At 39.7% G+C, this 17,123-nt stretch carries 11 protein-coding genes; 8 read left to right on the forward strand and 3 right to left on the reverse strand.

Annotation, left to right across the window (positions count from 1 at the left end; genetic code table 11):
- Positions 1-96: 96 nt before the first annotated feature.
- The 7 genes from RRG12_RS13315 (at position 97) to RRG12_RS13345 (ending at position 12,628) form a co-directional block, all read left to right on the forward strand.
- Positions 97-966 carry a S1 family peptidase gene (locus RRG12_RS13315; RefSeq protein WP_420759615.1) on the forward strand — a complete coding sequence of 290 codons (870 nt, stop codon included), beginning with the start codon at positions 97-99 and terminating at the stop codon, positions 964-966.
- A gap of 80 nt (positions 967-1,046) precedes the next feature.
- Positions 1,047-2,003 (forward strand): S1 family peptidase, encoded by a 957-nt coding sequence (locus RRG12_RS13320; protein ID WP_420759616.1) that lies wholly within the window; start codon positions 1,047-1,049, stop codon positions 2,001-2,003.
- Between the two features lie 89 nt (positions 2,004-2,092).
- Positions 2,093-3,439: a tetratricopeptide repeat-containing serine protease family protein gene (locus RRG12_RS13325; protein ID WP_420759617.1), complete on the forward strand. Its 1,347-nt coding sequence runs from the start codon at positions 2,093-2,095 to the stop codon at positions 3,437-3,439.
- Between the two features lie 252 nt (positions 3,440-3,691).
- The gene (locus tag RRG12_RS13330; protein WP_420759618.1) at positions 3,692-5,227 is read left to right on the forward strand and encodes a hypothetical protein; all 1,536 of its coding nucleotides are present in this window, start codon (positions 3,692-3,694) and stop codon (positions 5,225-5,227) included.
- Positions 5,228-6,219: 992 nt separating this feature from the next.
- Positions 6,220-11,466, forward strand: coding sequence for a DUF4114 domain-containing protein (locus RRG12_RS13335; protein WP_420759619.1), 5,247 nt, complete (start codon positions 6,220-6,222; stop codon positions 11,464-11,466).
- Positions 11,467-11,652: 186 nt separating this feature from the next.
- Positions 11,653-12,126, forward strand: a complete 474-nt coding sequence (locus RRG12_RS13340) for an aspartoacylase (RefSeq protein ID WP_420759627.1) — start codon at positions 11,653-11,655, stop codon at positions 12,124-12,126.
- Between the two features lie 229 nt (positions 12,127-12,355).
- Positions 12,356-12,628: a hypothetical protein gene (locus tag RRG12_RS13345; RefSeq protein WP_420759620.1), complete on the forward strand. Its 273-nt coding sequence runs from the start codon at positions 12,356-12,358 to the stop codon at positions 12,626-12,628.
- Positions 12,629-12,789: 161 nt separating this feature from the next.
- On the opposite strand, the gene RRG12_RS13350 is transcribed toward RRG12_RS13345, so the two are convergent.
- Complete coding sequence (locus RRG12_RS13350) at positions 12,790-14,370, reverse strand: group II intron reverse transcriptase/maturase (protein ID WP_420759621.1); 1,581 nt, start codon at positions 14,368-14,370, stop codon at positions 12,790-12,792.
- Between the two features lie 164 nt (positions 14,371-14,534).
- Positions 14,535-14,684 carry a hypothetical protein gene (locus RRG12_RS13355; RefSeq protein WP_420759622.1) on the reverse strand — a complete coding sequence of 50 codons (150 nt, stop codon included), beginning with the start codon at positions 14,682-14,684 and terminating at the stop codon, positions 14,535-14,537.
- 21 nt (positions 14,685-14,705) lie between these two features.
- On the opposite strand from RRG12_RS13355, the gene RRG12_RS13360 reads away from it, so the two are divergent.
- Positions 14,706-14,852, forward strand: coding sequence for a hypothetical protein (locus tag RRG12_RS13360; protein WP_420759623.1), 147 nt, complete (start codon positions 14,706-14,708; stop codon positions 14,850-14,852).
- Here RRG12_RS13360 and ltrA read toward each other — a convergent pair.
- Positions 14,831-16,399: a group II intron reverse transcriptase/maturase gene (gene ltrA / locus RRG12_RS13365; protein WP_420759624.1), complete on the reverse strand. Its 1,569-nt coding sequence runs from the start codon at positions 16,397-16,399 to the stop codon at positions 14,831-14,833. The genes RRG12_RS13360 and ltrA overlap by 22 nt on opposite strands.
- Positions 16,400-17,123: the final 724 nt, after the last annotated feature.

The raw sequence follows: 17,123 nt of genomic DNA on the forward strand, positions 1-17,123 counted from the left end.
TTACTGAAAGTGTAAAGATGCATAATTACCCCTCGATAACACTTGGGGTGTATGCATCTCTATATCTATTTAAAGTTACTTACCAACACAATAACCGTGTTTTATTCCATACATTACAGGTCTTTTTTAGCATTGTTGATTATCAGCCTCCTAAGTGGGTTATCTTCTTATTCATCCGTTCAAGCTGTATCTCTATCTGAGGATGATGTTAATGATTCAACGCAGTCAGTCACGCGCCATTCTGAAGTTGAAGTATCTTTACTAAAAATTGCCAAACAGGTAACTGTAAGAATTTTAACTAATTCAGGTACTGGTTCAGGAGTAATCATTAAGCGTGACAGGCAGACTTATACAGTTCTGACAAACCATCATGTAGTGGCTGACAGTCCAGAAAAGGGTTATCAGGTAATTACTTGTGATGGACAATTGTATCAAGCAAGGGGAATAAGTCAAGGTAATTTTGGTTCCTTAGATTTAGCACTGGTAGAGTTTACCAGTAATCTGGATTATCAAGTAGTGGTGTTTGGGAAATCACAAGCTTTTTCTGATGATGAAATAGTCTACTCAGCAGGTTTTCCAGCGTGGCATTTTACTTTTAATGAAGACATAATAACTAAATTTGAAGAAACCCGTAGTTGGGGAATTAAAGCTTTTAAACTAACTACTGGAAACTTAAAAACTCAACTTCAAAAAACACTTGTTGGTGGTTATAAAATTGGTTACACAAATGATGTTATACAAGGAATGAGTGGAGGTCCACTTTTAAATCAAAATGGAGAATTAATAGCGATTAATGGGTTGTTAAAATATCCCTTCCAAGGTATTAAGGCTTTGACTTTTACTGATGGTACTGTCCCTGATGAGCAGCTTTTTCAGCAAATGGAAGCTTTAAGTTGGGCAATTCCTATTACTGATATTCATAGCTTGCTAACAAAACAAAAAATATTAAATGAATTTGGTTTGTGATTAAAGCTTATTTTTTACCTAAAAATTTATTATAAAGAAATATGAGTTTATTTTATAATTTATCCAATAAGATTAGTTCCATGATATTTGCTACAGCAGGAGTGGCAGCAATAGTAGTTACTCTGCCAATAGCTACTTATGCTATTAGTAGTCAAGAAATTAACCAGATTGCGAAAAATATTACAGTCCAAATAAACAATGAAGGTACTACTTCTCCTGGAGGTTCAGGAGTAATTGTTGCTAAAGAAGGCAATACCTACACTGTTTTAACTGCTAATCATGTCGTATGTGATGCTTTAGACAGACCAGGAGGGATTGTTTGTTCTAGCGATATTACTTACTCAGTTCGCACTTCTACAGGAAAAGAGTATCCTGTTAAAGATATTAAAGTTTTACAAAAAAGTAAAAATGATGCAGATTTAGCAGTAGTCACATTTGAAGCAACAGAAGATTATCTAGTTGCGACTTTAGCCAATTCCGAACAATTGAAAGTTACTCAGGATATTTATTTAGCTGGTTTTCCCGCTACTTTTCAAAAGTCTGGAGCAGCTAGGGAATTTAATCTTCCCAAAGGCTCAATAATTTCCTTCCAGAACAATGCTTTAAATGCTTATAGCTTAGTGCATGATGCTCTAAGTCTTACGGGAATGAGTGGGGGTCCTGTATTTGATAGTAGTGGTCGAGTAATAGCAATTCATGGACTAGCTGATGCGGCATCTCAAGGTAAATCTGGGTTTAATGCGGCAATTCCAATTCATACCTTTATAGCGATATGGTCTCAAATTCCAGGTGCGACAAAATTAGCGATAGAGAATAAATCCCAATATGGAAATTTTCCAGATTGGTTTGTCCAAAACTGGATGAATGAGTGTACACAATTATTTAATAAGGAAGCCTGTTTATGTACGGCTCAAAAGGTGACATCTAGCTTTACTTATGAGGAAATTTTGCAAATGAACCAAGTTGTTCAAGGGGGATATGTACCACCACCGAAGATTGTGGATCTTTATAGATCATGTGGTGTCGATCCTTTTTAACCTGAATCAAAGTTATTAAAATAATTTAATTTTTAGTTAAACTAAATCTGAATTTTGTAGTTTTTATATAAGTAGGAGAAATCGGAAATATGCGTTTATATTCAAACAAATTCAATAATTATTCCTCCATGCTATTTGGTACAGCAGTAGTGGCAGCAATAATAGTTACTCTACCAACATCTACTTATGCAGCCAATAGCCAAGAAGTTGCCCAAATTGCTAAAAAAACTACAGTCCAAATCAACAATGAAGGTACTACTTCTCCCGGAGGTTCAGGAGTAATTATTGCTAAAGAAGGCAATACCTACACTGTTTTAACTGCTAATCATGTCGTATGTGATGCTTTAGACAGACCAGGAGAGATTGTTTGTTCTAGCGATATTACTTACTCAGTTCGCACTTCTATAGGAAAAGATTATCCTGTTAAAGATATTAAAGTTTTACAAAAAAGTAAAAATGATGCTGATTTAGCAGTAGTCACATTTGAAGCAACAGAAGATTATCCAGTTGCGACTTTAGGGAATTCTGACCAAGCGGAAATTGCCGCAGATATTTTTGTTGCTGGTTTTCCGGCAGTATTTGGAACATCAGGGGCAGCTAGAGACTTTGCTTTTACTAAAGGGTTGGTAGTTTCTCGTGCTAGTAGTGCCATCAATGGCTATAGTTTGATTTACGATGCCAGAACCGTGACGGGTAATAGCGGAGGTCCAGTATTTGACGTGGCTGGAAGACTTGTAGCAATTCATGGACTCGCAGATACTTCCACACAGAGTAAATCAGAAACAGGAAATTTAATACCACAGAAATCAGGTTTTAATGCAGGAATTCCAATTAATACCTTTTTGGCGATGCGATCTCAAATCTCCAGTAGCAGTTCAATCAAGCAGGATAATACTCCCACAGGAGTAAATCCTTCTATTCGTTTGAGTGATCCTCAGTCTGCCAGGGATTTTTATGCAAGAGGTCTAACGAAAGTAGCGCAACAAAATTATCAAGGAGCAATTGAAGATTATAATAAAGCAATTCACATTGACCCTAACTATGCTGAGGTTTATATTGGTCGGGGAGTCTCATATGAGCTGTTAAATAATTATGAACAAGCAATTGAAGATTATAATCAAGCAATTCGCATTGACCCTAACTATGCTGAGGTTTATTTTTTAAGGGGACACTCTTATTCTAAGTTATATTCTAGGTTAGACAATGATGAACAAGCAATTAAAGATTATAATCAAGCAATTCGCATTGACCCTAACTATGCTAAGGCTTATCTTTTGAGGGGACAGTCTTATTATATGCTTGAAAATAACCAGGAAGCATTGGCTAATTACCAAAAGGCAGCACAACTTTATCAACAACAAGGAAATATAGAGCTTTATCAACTAGTGCTGGATATTATCAAAGACTTGCCTTTACAAGATAATCAAGGGCTTTAAAAAGACTAATTTTATTATGTAAAAAGATTGTCTAAGAGTGAAGATTGTTGCAGAGTAATTCCTTGAGACTAAAGAAGCGAAAAAGCGATCCCGTTTCCATAAGATAATAATTTTAGGCGATGCCTGCGGGAAATGTAGCTATCGTATTTTATATCAGAGAATAACTTATATTAGTGCAATCAATTTCAAGGGATGTAAAATTATGGATTAATTAAAACTTTAACTCTTAATAATAGCCTCATATTTATTACTGTGAATATTAATCACCTCCTTCAGTACATCATCAAACTGTGTCTGCTAACTACAATTCTCAACGGTCTAACTGTCAATATCGTCGCGGCTGAAGTACAAACTTTTGGTCAAGCTGGTAGAGATGGAGTAGATGGTCGCCCCGGACAAGACGGCATCTCAGCATCTGACCAAAAAATCCGCGCCAGCCAGCAACTACAAACAGTTGATCTCTCCGGCACAGATGGCGAAGCCGGAGAATCTGCTACCTCTGGTGAACACGCCTCTGAATGCCAACAGCCCAAAAAAGCAGCTAACGTATGCGGTGCAGGAGGTGGCAATGGCGGGAATGGTAGTGATGGGGGAAACGGTGGTAAGGGAGGAAATGTCACTCTTTACTTTGAGTCACTTTCTCAACTAAAGAATGTGGTGTTACGTAATGGAGGCGGGAGAGCCGGTTCTGGGGGAAATGGCGGACAGGCTGGTGATGGATGTAACTGTACTCAACCGCGCCGGACTGTAAACTATTGCACTTGGTCATTAATGGCGAAACCGCTTAATGTAGCTAACGCCACCTGGACAGAAACCCAACGAAAATTATTTCGCTGTTCTGGCGATGCGTTCTACGATGAAAAAGAAAATCGACCCAAGCCGCAGCCCCCGGATGCCAATTACCGTTATGGCTGGAAATATATTGGTCTGTCAGAGCAGAAAACTTTTACTTGTGAAAATGGGGAGAGTGGTAAACAGGGACGCAAAGGTGCAGATGGGCAACCAGGCAGTTATGGTCAGGTTTGGTTAGTTCAGGGTGATGATATTCCCAAGGAACAAATCAGTTATAGCGATCGCGTCAGCTTGTTAACTGATAAAACCATTCCTCTGCTTAAGAACAACTGGTTGGAGAAGACAGGACTACGGAGTGTACTGGGTAATGCTTCTGATGTTCGGGATACTTACGACTTGTTACAAACTGTCCAAGGTTCTTTTAAAGTGGCTTGGCAAGCGGCTAAACGCCCACAAGAGTTAGGAGATCCTAAGATGAAAGCTGTGATTACGGAATCAGGGCAACTGCAATTTTACATTCCCGGCACATTGGAATACAAACTCAGTGAATCGCAAAACCAAACCCTGGTTGCTATCACTGGAGGTATTCACCCCGAACGCTTAGGACGCTTTAAGTTTAAGGGACTTGATCGCTTCCGCGATCCCCGCAACTTTACTCTTTTAGATGAAGGTAAGCTCCTACCAGAGCTAAAAGCAGTTAAATTCACAATTATTTTGTACCAAAACGACTCCAAAGTTAGCGAGGTTTCTTATCCATTTGCTCTACAACCACCCTATCCTGAAGGCTTATCAGTCTGGGGTAATCTTTATAAAGTCAATTTAGGCGATCGCTTCGATCCGTGGCTGCAAGGAGGGCAAGCGATTCAGTATGAAATTCGGGTTGAACAAACTACCCGTTCTGGAGCAACCTATACCTCTGGAATGAAAATCAACTTGATTGTGGATAAAGTTACTCCCTCTCCTGATATTCAGTACTATTCGCCCTCAGAAAGCTAAAAGTCTTTGATAATGCCGAACATCTTGAAATCAGACACGGTATTGGAGTTCAGCGGGGATATCTGCAAGTGCGATTCGTTCTGGAGAAACCCCCCTAGACATCGCTTCGCTCGCTGTAGGTATACCCTCTTCAACTGTCATTTACCGACTCAAAAATACGTGATGAACTACAATATTCGCACTATTAGCTCTATTTTTTTGCAAAAGTTTACGCAAATCTCTCAAAAAGACCCGACTTTTTCCGACCTTTTTCCGACCGTCAATCTTTATACCAGGCAGTAAAGTATTTAGTTAAGCAGCTTTTGTAACCCCAAGTTCTTAGAGGAAATGTAGAAGAAGTGATCGCAGATGAGTATGCAAACTAAATTTGAAACCGCTTATTTAGACCTCGAAAGGAGAATTAATTTAAATGCATAAAATCAAGAAAACAGCAGCAATCATTAGTTTTGTAACGGTAGTGTTCGGTTTTTCGGTATCTTCTATATATGCTGTTGGGGTATTGTCAACCTCAGATTTGAGGATTGAGAATGTAAATATTTATCTTAGTAACAATGGTAAATCGCAAATCTAAAATTCAAAATTGTTTGACACAAACCTGCGCGTTCGCCCTCTTCTAACATCATTTATCCACGTAGAAAAATTAGATTAAGTACGATATTCGCATCATGAGCTTTATTTTTTGAAAAGATTTACATATATCTATCAATAAGATCCAACTTTTTTACAAACTTTACAAACGTCAAACTTTATACTAGGCAGCAAGTATTTAGTTAAGCAGTTTTCATAGCCCCAAATTCTTTGAGGAGATATAAGCGAGGCGATGTCTATGACTTTCTGTAGATCGATAGCACAGCTTACACTTATGCATTGTTTCCTAATAACTTGGTAATTTACTGTATTTTAGTAAAAACAAGCAGAGAAAATTGTTAAAATCTCTTTTCTCTGCCATATATACTGGCTTTTTGAGTTGTAGGCAAATAGGACTTGGAATTATGGCTTTTAATCTTAATTTTTCTAATGCAAGCAAAGAAATCAAATTTAACGACCTTTTAGGGTTTCCGACAATCGATTACAGTAAGTTTATCGGTGTTAAGGATAAAGAGATTACTCACTTCGATAATTCTGTAAGCATTCTAGGCAAGACTGTAGGACTTGAAGGAGAAGTTCGATTAACAGCAGGTTTAGACTTGCAGGCGAAGTTGGATTTAGGGTCTCTCAATTTAGAGTTTCCTTGGAGTCAATTAGGACTCAAATTAGTTGGAAATCAATTAGAACTTCAGAGCAATTTCAACTCTAATAACGTATTACCTACTGTTAATTTCACTGCTCCTGACTATAACTTGTATGCAGGGTTTGAGGTAGGTATTGGAGGGTATTTAGACGGCAAGCTTGGCAACAAGACTGTCACACTGATCCCTAACACTAGCACAAGTGATGCAAGAATAAAATATCCAATTTTAGATTTTTCCAGTTCAGAATCTAGTGATTCTGGCAAGAATAAAGTTGATTTACCAGCAGCAGTTAAAGAAGCCGGGTTTAAAGTAAATCTGGACTATCCAACAACAGACAATGAAGTTGTTAAAATTCTGAAAAAAGGACTGCAAGTATCAACGAATGGGATTAACATTAACAATGAAATTCCTATAGTAAATTTAGAGGCTGATCTCATTAGGGTTCTGAGTAATATTCCCCTTCTAAAACCTTTTCTAACACCTTTATCAGGAACAAGAGAATATTTCGATGTTTTTGAAATAGATTGGAAACTCATTACAGCCTCATTAAAGGGAGGAATAAATCTCAAATTAGATACAGGAATTAGCTTCGGCGATTTATTTGCTACTCTGGAATTTGAAGATGGTTCAGTTTCATCTAAAATACCGCTCATATCTTCATCTTCTTTTCCAAAAATAGATTTAGGAAGCAATCCATTAGCAAAACTAAATGCAAGAGGCGGTAACACAGCAGACATTAAACTCAATATTGGTTTTGATTCTCCCAAACTGACAGCTAGTGCCGGTTTGTATGCTGATATCTATTCAGACCTAATTATTGGTCAAGCCACTGCAACAGTTGATGGTCTCGGAATTAGTAAATCTAAAACAATTGGCCCGCTTTATGAGCAAAGATTTGACATTGCCAAATTGCCAATTCCTTACTTAAGCACTGGAAATATTCAAAAAACACTGCCTGCTTCTCTTGCACCTAGATTAAGCTTTACTGTACCTATACCCCTATCACTTTCTACATCAGATTCGCCGCTATCAGATCTTCAAAGTGACATTACAACGCCCTTATCAATATCTCCAGATAATGTTCCGATTGTAGAAATTTTAGAAAAGCAAGGAAATACCATCCTGGCTAAAAAGCTAGAGGGCAACACCTATACTTACGTATTGTACAAAACCAGTGAGTTAGGGGAATCAGATAATCCTGTTGATCCCTATAATCGCGCTGATTTGCTGTCCAAAGCACTAATTCTAAGAGACTCTAACGGAAATATAATTACCGAACCAAAAGGTACGCTTGATAATACTCCCTACGGGGAATATTGTCCCATCGGTGCGGAAGAGGATGCATCGGGGAACTACACAGTTGTTTTCAGTAAGCTTTTACCTCCTTTTCAGAAGAGCGACCCTGAGCCTTTTATTGTTTGGGAAGAATCAGAAAAAATCCTAGAAAATGGCAAGACTTACGTCAAGGCTGGCTATATCCCCTCATTTATAACCACTAACAAAGTCGCTGCTTATGAAACCAAACTACAGCAGGACTTAAACAGCACAGGTTATATTGAACCTGGGATATTGATAGATGGCTATATACTTGGACAAGGTTTATGGAAAGATGATCAAGGTTACTGGGTAGGTCAAGCGCAAGAAAGACCAGAATCTAATTATTTATCTAATCCTTCAGGTACTCCGTTACCTGGAAAACCAATAAAGCTTGTATTTCCTGAGAATAATATTATTAATCCTAATTATAAAGGAGTAATTTTCCAAAATGATCTTGGCGATTTCACTCTTTGGAGTATAGACAGTTTAAATAAGCAAGTGCCGTCTGATGACCCTAGTGGTGGAAGCTTAGTAGAACGCAATAATCAAGGAGAAGTAGTAGATACTTTTCGGCTCGGATATTATGAAAGATTATTCAATGAAGATCTTAATCAAGACGGCTTTACAGGACGTGTAAAAATTATTGATTCAGACATTGATAAAGATGATTACACAATTCTTTATGAGGTTATAGAGCCTCTAGGAGATGATCCTAATAAGTATACGGCTTACTACGCTGTCAGAGATCCACTAATCAGAGTGACTACCCAAGTTGGATATACTAATCAAATTCCTGTTGTCCCAATTCGGGCGGAAAGAATACCAAATTTTTTCCTTAAATCTTACGACATTTCAGATGATTCTCTCTATCCAGTAGGCTACACAAATCTGCCCTCTGGACAATTTAATAATTTTGGGGCAAATTATCCCGGAAATGGGTGGAAGGCAATCGCAGCCTCTTTTATCCCTACTGAATTAAGAACAATTACAGAAGAATTAGGCTCATTTCCTTATGCAGTAGTTGAAAGAGATGTGGTTTCTAGAGGATTTGTCGATGTGATGTGGAAAAGCCCAGATGCTAACAATCCCAGATGGTATCTCTGGAGATTTAAAATGGGTGCATCTAGTAGTTATTACCCAGCTAGTTCTAGTTCTGGAACTTTTTATCAACCCCCAGAGATTAATGCAGTAGAAGATTACATGGGTGTAGATCACACCTTGGGTCTGAACACTAGTGCTGAGGTCGCTGAATACGAAGGTCAATTTAGTGAAGACTTTAACGAAGATGGGTTTATTGGCATAACGGATGTAGTTGAAGAAACTGGGGATGTAACTTTAGCTTTAGTTAACTACAAACAGAAAGACCGATTTTTGGGTTCTCAAATAGAAACTGGAGAAACAAAAGTAACCTATCAACTAAAAGATAAGAACGAAACACGAGCGAAAAAAATCTTAAATGACGGTTATGAGGTTGAAGATAATAGTGATTGGAAGCCAATCGCTGTAGAACGAGTTTTTGTTAATATTCCAGAGTTACCATCAGCCCACTATTATGCAATGGGGCAAAATAGCAATAGTACTTACTCCCTCTTGATTTTAAATCAATATGGTAGCAAAATAGCCAAACAAGTAGTTTCATTTGCAAATCTGAGTGCTTATGAAATTGACTTGAAACAAGATTTGAATAGGGATGGAATTATTAATCAAATTTCTGAAGCGATCGATGTAGTTGGGACAGCAAGCTTATTCAGTAGCTCTAATGGCTATATTATTGATGAACAAGAAGAAAAACAGTACCTTAAACTCAATGATGGTACACCACTAACAGAAGCAATTGTAAATCAGTTGGGTATCGTTCTACTACAAATTGAAAAAACCGCGACTGGTTATCAGCTGCTTCAAAATGCAAATAACAGTACAACTTTTGAACTAGTGACTGTTGATGCTACTGGTACAATACAAAGCACTCAATTTATCGATTATTATGAAATTCCCAGCAATTTAAACTTTAAACCACCTGTCTTGAGTAACATCAGTAAAAGTGGATCTCTAAATAGCATCATTTTCTTTACAGAGGAAGATTTCAATAATGCCTTTAAAGATCCCGATGGTAATAGCCTCAGCAAAATTCAAATTTCTTCCCTTCCTAACAATGGCATCCTCGAATTTGATGGCGTAGCGGTTACTGAAGGTCAGGAGATTAATGCCAGTAATTTGGGCAAACTCAAATTCACGCCTAGTAGTCAATTTAAAGGTAATATCGCCTTTAGTTGGAATGGCTTTGATGGCACAGCTTACGCCGCTAGTCCGGCTCAAGTAAATTTGACGATTGTCTCTGTCAACAATGCGCCAACACTCGACCAACTCATTGCAGATCAATCCACTCCAGCAAATACAGCCTTCAGTTTTACTTTTGATGCCAATACCTTCAACGATATTGATGCAGGTGATAGTCTTACTTACTCAGCAACTTTAAAAGATGGCAGTAATTTACCTAGCTGGCTGAAATTTAATCCTGCTACTCGCACCTTTAGCGGTACAGCAACTAATGCCAATGTTGGAAGTTTCACAATTGAGGTACAAGCCACAGATAATGATGGTGTAAGTGCAACTGACACATTTGTACTAGCTGTAGAACAAAGCAACAGCTCACCTACCTTCAAGCTTTCAAAAATAGCTGATGATATCTTTAACATCTTTAATAGCAGTGGCAAATCAAAACTTCAAGTTACTCTCACCGGACGAAGCTCTAATCTTGTCAATGAACTAGGAGCGTTTACCGTTGACGATGCTCAAGGTAACATCAATGGTATTGCACCAAGCGCAGCAGGTTACGCCCAAGCAGCTTTGAACAGAGCTAAAGTAATTTTCTCTGCTATTGCCAATCTCCCCAATGGATTTAATACCAACAATCTGACACATCTGCTGGAATTTAACTCTGGTGAGAACTTGAGATTTTATCTGGTAAGGAACAGCTCAACTGATGCTGTACTTGCTGGAGTCACCCCACTTACAGATATACTATTTTCTGATCCCTTAAAGCAAAAGATTACAGACTTGGGTTCCGATCAGTTTTCCCTGGCTTGGAAGGACACAGATGGTAATAGCACTGCTGACTTCAAGGATCTGGTAGTGAAAATTCAGCCTACTAATGATGCATTACCTCTCGGTACAAATCTGCAAGGAAAGCCACAAGGAGAAATTATTGATTTGCGAGATGTTACAAATCAGGTAAAAGCTGATTTTGTAGTCAACAGAGAAGCAGCTTTCGACAATTTCATCGGCTTCTATCAAGTAGCTGATGAAAATGGTGGTATTGACACCAACTCAGATGGGAAAGCAGATATTTTCGCGGGACAGGCTGGTTATACTGAAGCCGCAGTTCGTGGGCGTGTTGCAGGGATTGACTTAACAGTTAATAACCAAGGGACTGCAACTTACACAGGAACTTTCCAACCTGGTTCCATCTTTGCACCATTTATTATTGCTAATGGTAGACCTGATGCTTTACTTGATAGCAATCCCAATAACGATTCAGCAGTTTACTTCCCATTCTTGGGAGCGAACGCTGATAAGGCAGATCATATTCGCTTGTTAGGAAATAACATCTTTGGCTTTGAGGATTTATCAAATGGTGGTGACAAAGATTTCAACGATGTGATCGTGCGAGTCAATATGAGTATTGCCTAGTATATGGTGGATGCCTAAGCCAGGAAGTCACCCCCCTGACTAGGGGAAACGCACCTTATTTCCTAATAAAAACGAATGAACATCTCAAAATTATCTAGATAATCACAAGACTTGATGATTTGATAAAGAAAATGAAATTAACCATGCCCAAATTATAAATTAGATTATTCCCAACTAAATAGCTCCCTGATTAGAGTCAAAATTTTACAATACCCACCTAATCAAGACCATCCTTACCTGAGAAGTGTTTGTGAATTGGGCTTTGCTATCGAAGTGGGTCCAGTAGCTCAAGGGACTCTCAATGCCGAATTATTCTTGCAAACAGAAGCTTTGATTAGTTCAATTCTCGATTTTATCGAACTCTGTAATCAGGCAATAACACCTGAAATTCCTAAAACTTTCACCCTATACCAACAAGTGAAAGCTGTAGATTATCCCAGAGATGAACTTCAGCAAATTCGGGCAATGATTTACCCTCAAATTCAATTTAAAGACTATGAAATTTTGCATACTGGCGACCCATTATTTCTCGGTTTTGATGGTGAGGTAATTGACTATCAAGGAGAATCTTCCATTTTTCCAATCTTCATCAATGAAGCTGCATATTACGAGAAACATATCGCTATGAGCTTGGCTATCAAACAAGAAGTAACTCTTTAAGAGTCAGTGAAACTTCAACTTTTTTCTTTGCGGCACTTATAGCTGTTGGCAGTTTTGCGCTTTGCTGACTGACAATACAAAACTGCTCTCAAGTTTTGACAAGAGAGCAGTTTTAGCTCACGCCAGAAATTTACATGGGGCTTCATAGATTCAATGCCCCGGTTACTGTATAAGTGATTCGGTATTGTTAGATAGACAGCTTGTATGGTAGCAAGTTCCGAAAAAAATCATGTTCTTTACCAATAATGTTTCCTTTTGCTGCCATCACAAATTAATCAACCCAAAGACCCAAAAGCGATCGCTTTTTACTAGCTGTATCATCACTTATGCTGCTTCCAAACAAGGTTGTACTCTCTCTCAACAGCCGCCAGCAGCTTTGCCTGCAACGAAGATAAATAAGGTTTTGCTTGTTTCCCAAGCCCCTGCAACAGCCAATCCACAGCCTCGTCACGGGTCGCCACTTGATGCAACTGCCGTAACCTCAAACATAACTGCTGCATGAATCTACAATCTTCATCAAATAGTTCCAGTGATTTCAGGTGTTCGATTTTTACGGTATAGTCACCGTCCCATATCTGTTTGAGTCGATGGGAGATATTATTCCCCGCACCTCTCAGTTAGATCCGTGCGTACCCGTTTCCGTGTACACGGCTCCCGATGTTCTTAGCTTGCGCCTTTGCTCATGTGCTTGTAATCGTGGCAACTCTCATGAATTGCTTCCAGATTATTTTTCTTCCAGTTGGCGTGATTTCCATCGATGTGATGCAGATGAATCCGTTCTTCATCGATGAATTTTAAACCGCAGGAGGCACATCTATGGTTTTGCTTCTTAAGAGCTTTAGAGGTTTCATCGTCGTAGAGCTTACTGTTACGTTCGCTCCAGTAGGCTGTATCTCCGTCGTAAGGTGATTTTGTTCCTTTGACTGAGACGTGTTTGTTTTCGGAGTAGGAAACTGTTGGGAATGCTTTGTCTAGTAATTTCTTACTAGAGTAGCGATTTTGCTTGGTTTCCTTGTTAAATACCGTGTAAGCTCTTTTTTGAATGTGGTATAACGAGTTTCTAGACCCGTCCATCTTGCAGAACTTATGGTAAACTCTCCAACCTCTAACTACCGGGGCTAATTTCTCAGCCTTTGTGGTAGCACCATAATTCGAGTTGTTGACGATGTGTTTTATTTTCTTACGGAATGTTTTGAAGTTATCCACAGAGGGACTACATCTGAACTTACCGTTTTTCTGGACTTTGAAGTGCCAGCCGAGGAAATCGAACCCATCTGTCGCGGCGGTAACTTTGGTTTTCTTTTGGCTTACATTCATTCCGCGTTTGCGGAGGAACTCGCTGATTCTTTCAAGTATCTCTATCGCGTTATCTTCGGGACGTAGTATTATGACCATATCATCCGCGTATCGGATTGATGGCTCGACAATTCTATTTTCTGAGGTGTTGTCTGTGATACTTTTACCGAATTTGTATTCGGCGTGGTATCTGTGTATACTCTCAATCCCGTTGAGCGCGATATTAGCTAGTAATGGGCTGACCACTCCCCCTTGTGGGGTTCCTTGTTCAGGAAATTCTGGATTTACTCCTGCCTTGAGGCATCGAAAGATACCGAGTTTTAAGCCTTTGGGGGCGATGAGTTCGTCCATTATTGCTGAGTGATTAATCCTGTCGAAACACTTTTCGATATCGAGTTCAATTACTCGTTTTTCTATTCCATTGGAATGGGATTTAAGGTTGTCAAAGATGTACTTTTGTGCATCATGGGCAGAGCGCCCAGTTCTAAATCCGTAGCTCCTAGCATGGAAAGTTGCTTCGTGGGCGGCTTCCAGGGCATATTTTGCAAGGCATTGCCAAGCTCTATCCGCGATGGTAGGTATCTTAAGCATTCTGGTAGTCCCATCCTTTTTGGGTATTGGGATTTCCCGTAGTCCTTGATGCTTCCAATTTCCACTGTTCATTTTCAGTAGTTCTTCAAGGTTGAAGCGTTCTTCAAATGAGAGGGATTTCTTCCCATCAATACCTGCCGTCTTTTTACCAGCATTTAACTGAGATACAAGTCTAATTGCAAGAAATCGAGCCGAGGTTGATTTTAGAATAAGCTTTTGGAGTAACCTAGCTTTCCGCTTGTCTCCAACAAGAACCGCTTTGTACACTCGCTTTTGAAGGCGGAAAAGATTTCGGCGGAATTTCTTCCACGGTAAGGCTTTCCAAGATTCACTAGTTTTATAACTGTGTCTAATCATTTTCTCTTCTAGAGTTTGTGTATTCTGAACACCTCAGACCAATTACGGTCTGTCCTACCCGAATTGTGGGGATTCCTCCGCTCGTCTGGGCTACTTGGGGAACGAAAAGCCCCTAGACCCACAACTCGTTTTTATTCGTTCCCTCGGAAAGATTGATTGTTCCGTTAGATGTAGCCAATTCGACTACTGGATTCCCTAGACTCTTTGCCGTTACTCAATCCATGTTCGGCGGGAATGAACTCCAGTGAGATCAGGGGATTTTGGGTTGCGCCCTGTCTTTTGTTAAGTCGCTTTTCTAGGCTCTGTTTCATCATAGGAACTCCCTGTTAGCGCCAGTGTCAACCCGCAACGGTCGTCTGATTGTTAGAGTCGATGCTGATGTTGCCACCAGACACCTCTCCTGCCAAACCGTGCATGAAGCTTTCGCCGCACACGGCTTTAAGTTTCATAAGTCTCTCGACTATCTCCCAGATTTACCTTGATTTAACGAGTGTATTGTCTGGTGCTGATGACAGTGACGATGTAGAGCTACCAAATTGCTTGACTTCCAATGATTATGGTTGCCATCAACGTGATGTAACTCTATTAGGTCATCAGGCAAAAAAGACAGGTTGCAGTGTTGGCACTTAAATTTCTGCTTGGCAAGTGTTTTAGCTGTAGCTCCGTCATATAATACGGAGTTACGTTTAGACCAGTAGAGCAAGTCTCCGTCATATGGGCTTTTATTTCCCTTGACTTTGACAAATTTTGCTGCTGACCAGGGAACCGTTGGAGCTACTTCTTTCATAATTCCATTGGTTTGCCATCGGTTAAACCGCCCCTGTTTGCGAATGAATTTCCATGCCCAGTGACTTGTATGCCACAGCGCGTGTTGGCTCATATCGCAGTATTGATGGTATTTTCTCCAACCTCTGATGATGCTGGATACCTTCGCTATACGTTGCTCAAGTGTATAATTTGAGTCCTTTAGAGAGGATTTGATTTTGAATTTGACAGTTTTATAGTTCTTATCCGACGGGGTACATAAGAACCTACCATCTTTACGAACAATGAATTTCCAGCCCAAAAAATCAAACCCTTCTATACTCTGCACTAGTTTGGTTTTGGCTTCTTTTACGTTTAGTCCTCTAATATTCAGAAATTCGTCAATTGATTTTCTAAGAGCATCAGCATCATCTTGTTGCTCCAGGATAAATACGCAATCATCGGCATATCTAATGCCTGTAAGTGCATTTACCCAACCCTGACCATTTACCACTTTGTATCTTAGTTTGTGTCCAATATCTTCTAACCCGTGAAGGGCAATGTTGGCTAAGAGTGGGGAAATAACACCACCTTGCGGGGTTCCCATTTCCGTGACTTGACGCTCCTTTAGAACGCCTGCTTTTATTGCTCTGAAAATGCCTAGTTTTGCAGCTTTGGGTAATGAGATTTGACTCATTAAGTATTGATGGTCAATTCTGTCAAAACACTTTTCGATATCCAGTTCTAGTATTCTTTTTAATAAACCTTTGGCATTACTGTTGAGGTTTGAGAATAGCATTTTTTGGACATCATGAGTGCATCTGGCAGGTCTAAAGCCATAGGAGTTTGCATTGAAGTAGGCTTCACAAGCAGGCTCTAGGGCATACTTGACAAGACATTGGTACACTCTATCGATAATGGTAGGTATGCCAAGTGGTCTTTGCTCTCCGTTGGTTTTTGGTATCCATACTCTTCTGAGCTTGGCGTGCTGCCAATGGTTGATATTTAGTTGTGTGGCTAATGTCAAGCGTTGATGGCAGTTGAGGTTTCTCACCCCATCGATACCAGCCGTACATTTGCCTGTATTAAGCTGCGTTATTTGACGAATTGCTAGCAGTTTAGCTGCTTGGCTTTTCAGGACTAGCTTTTGAAGCATTCGCACTAGTTTGTAGTTCCCTGCTTTTTGAGCTTTGTAGATTCGTTTTTGTAATCTGAAGAGATTCTTTTGGAATTTCTTCCAGGGGAGTCTCTTCCATCTATCATCTGATATTGCTATCGATGTCATAGCTTGATTTACTCCATTTCATCTACTTTTGAAACTGACGGATAATTGTTAGTCCGTCTCCTACCCGACTTGTGACGCTAGAGATTTAACCATTTTCTCCCACACCAGGTTGTGAGCCATCAAGTCGTTTTTCTTCGTTCCCACATTTGATTTGTTTGTCGCTTTAGGTCACTTCAATTCCCCCATCACCAACTCATAGGCTGTTCCTCGTGGACGGCACGCGGGAACGAGAATTATTGCGGTGATTTAGTCAGAGGGTACAGATTCCCTTACTGCTAGGAACTAGGAGGTTTTTTCTGAAGTTTCGCACTTGGCTAACCGTGGCGACTCCTAATGGCTTCGATTGGTTACTCGGTTATTGCTAACCTAATCTGTTTCACCTTTCAGTCAAGCCCTTACAACCCGCTTTCACTTTGGTGGTTGACCTCCGTGGGGTTCGTTTTCGAGTCACACCAGCCTTTGGTGGGTCAGACTTGGCAATAAACGCCTCACTGACATCAAATGAGAGTTATCTTAGGAAAAACCTAAGACCTAACCTTAGTAGGCTCATAACCTTTTGGGGTTAGAACGAATCGCACGCACCCTGTTCCCAGCTTCACTCTACAAGAATCGAGCTTGTTCGGTGTGGGCAGGTAAGGAGTCAATTCTGAGTCTGAATGGCAAGACTTGCACTTGCATCTGACCGAGAGTTCAGCCTTTAATGACAGTCAGTAGACCTAAAAGT

The organism is Nostoc sp. CALU 546, from assembly GCF_048836525.1.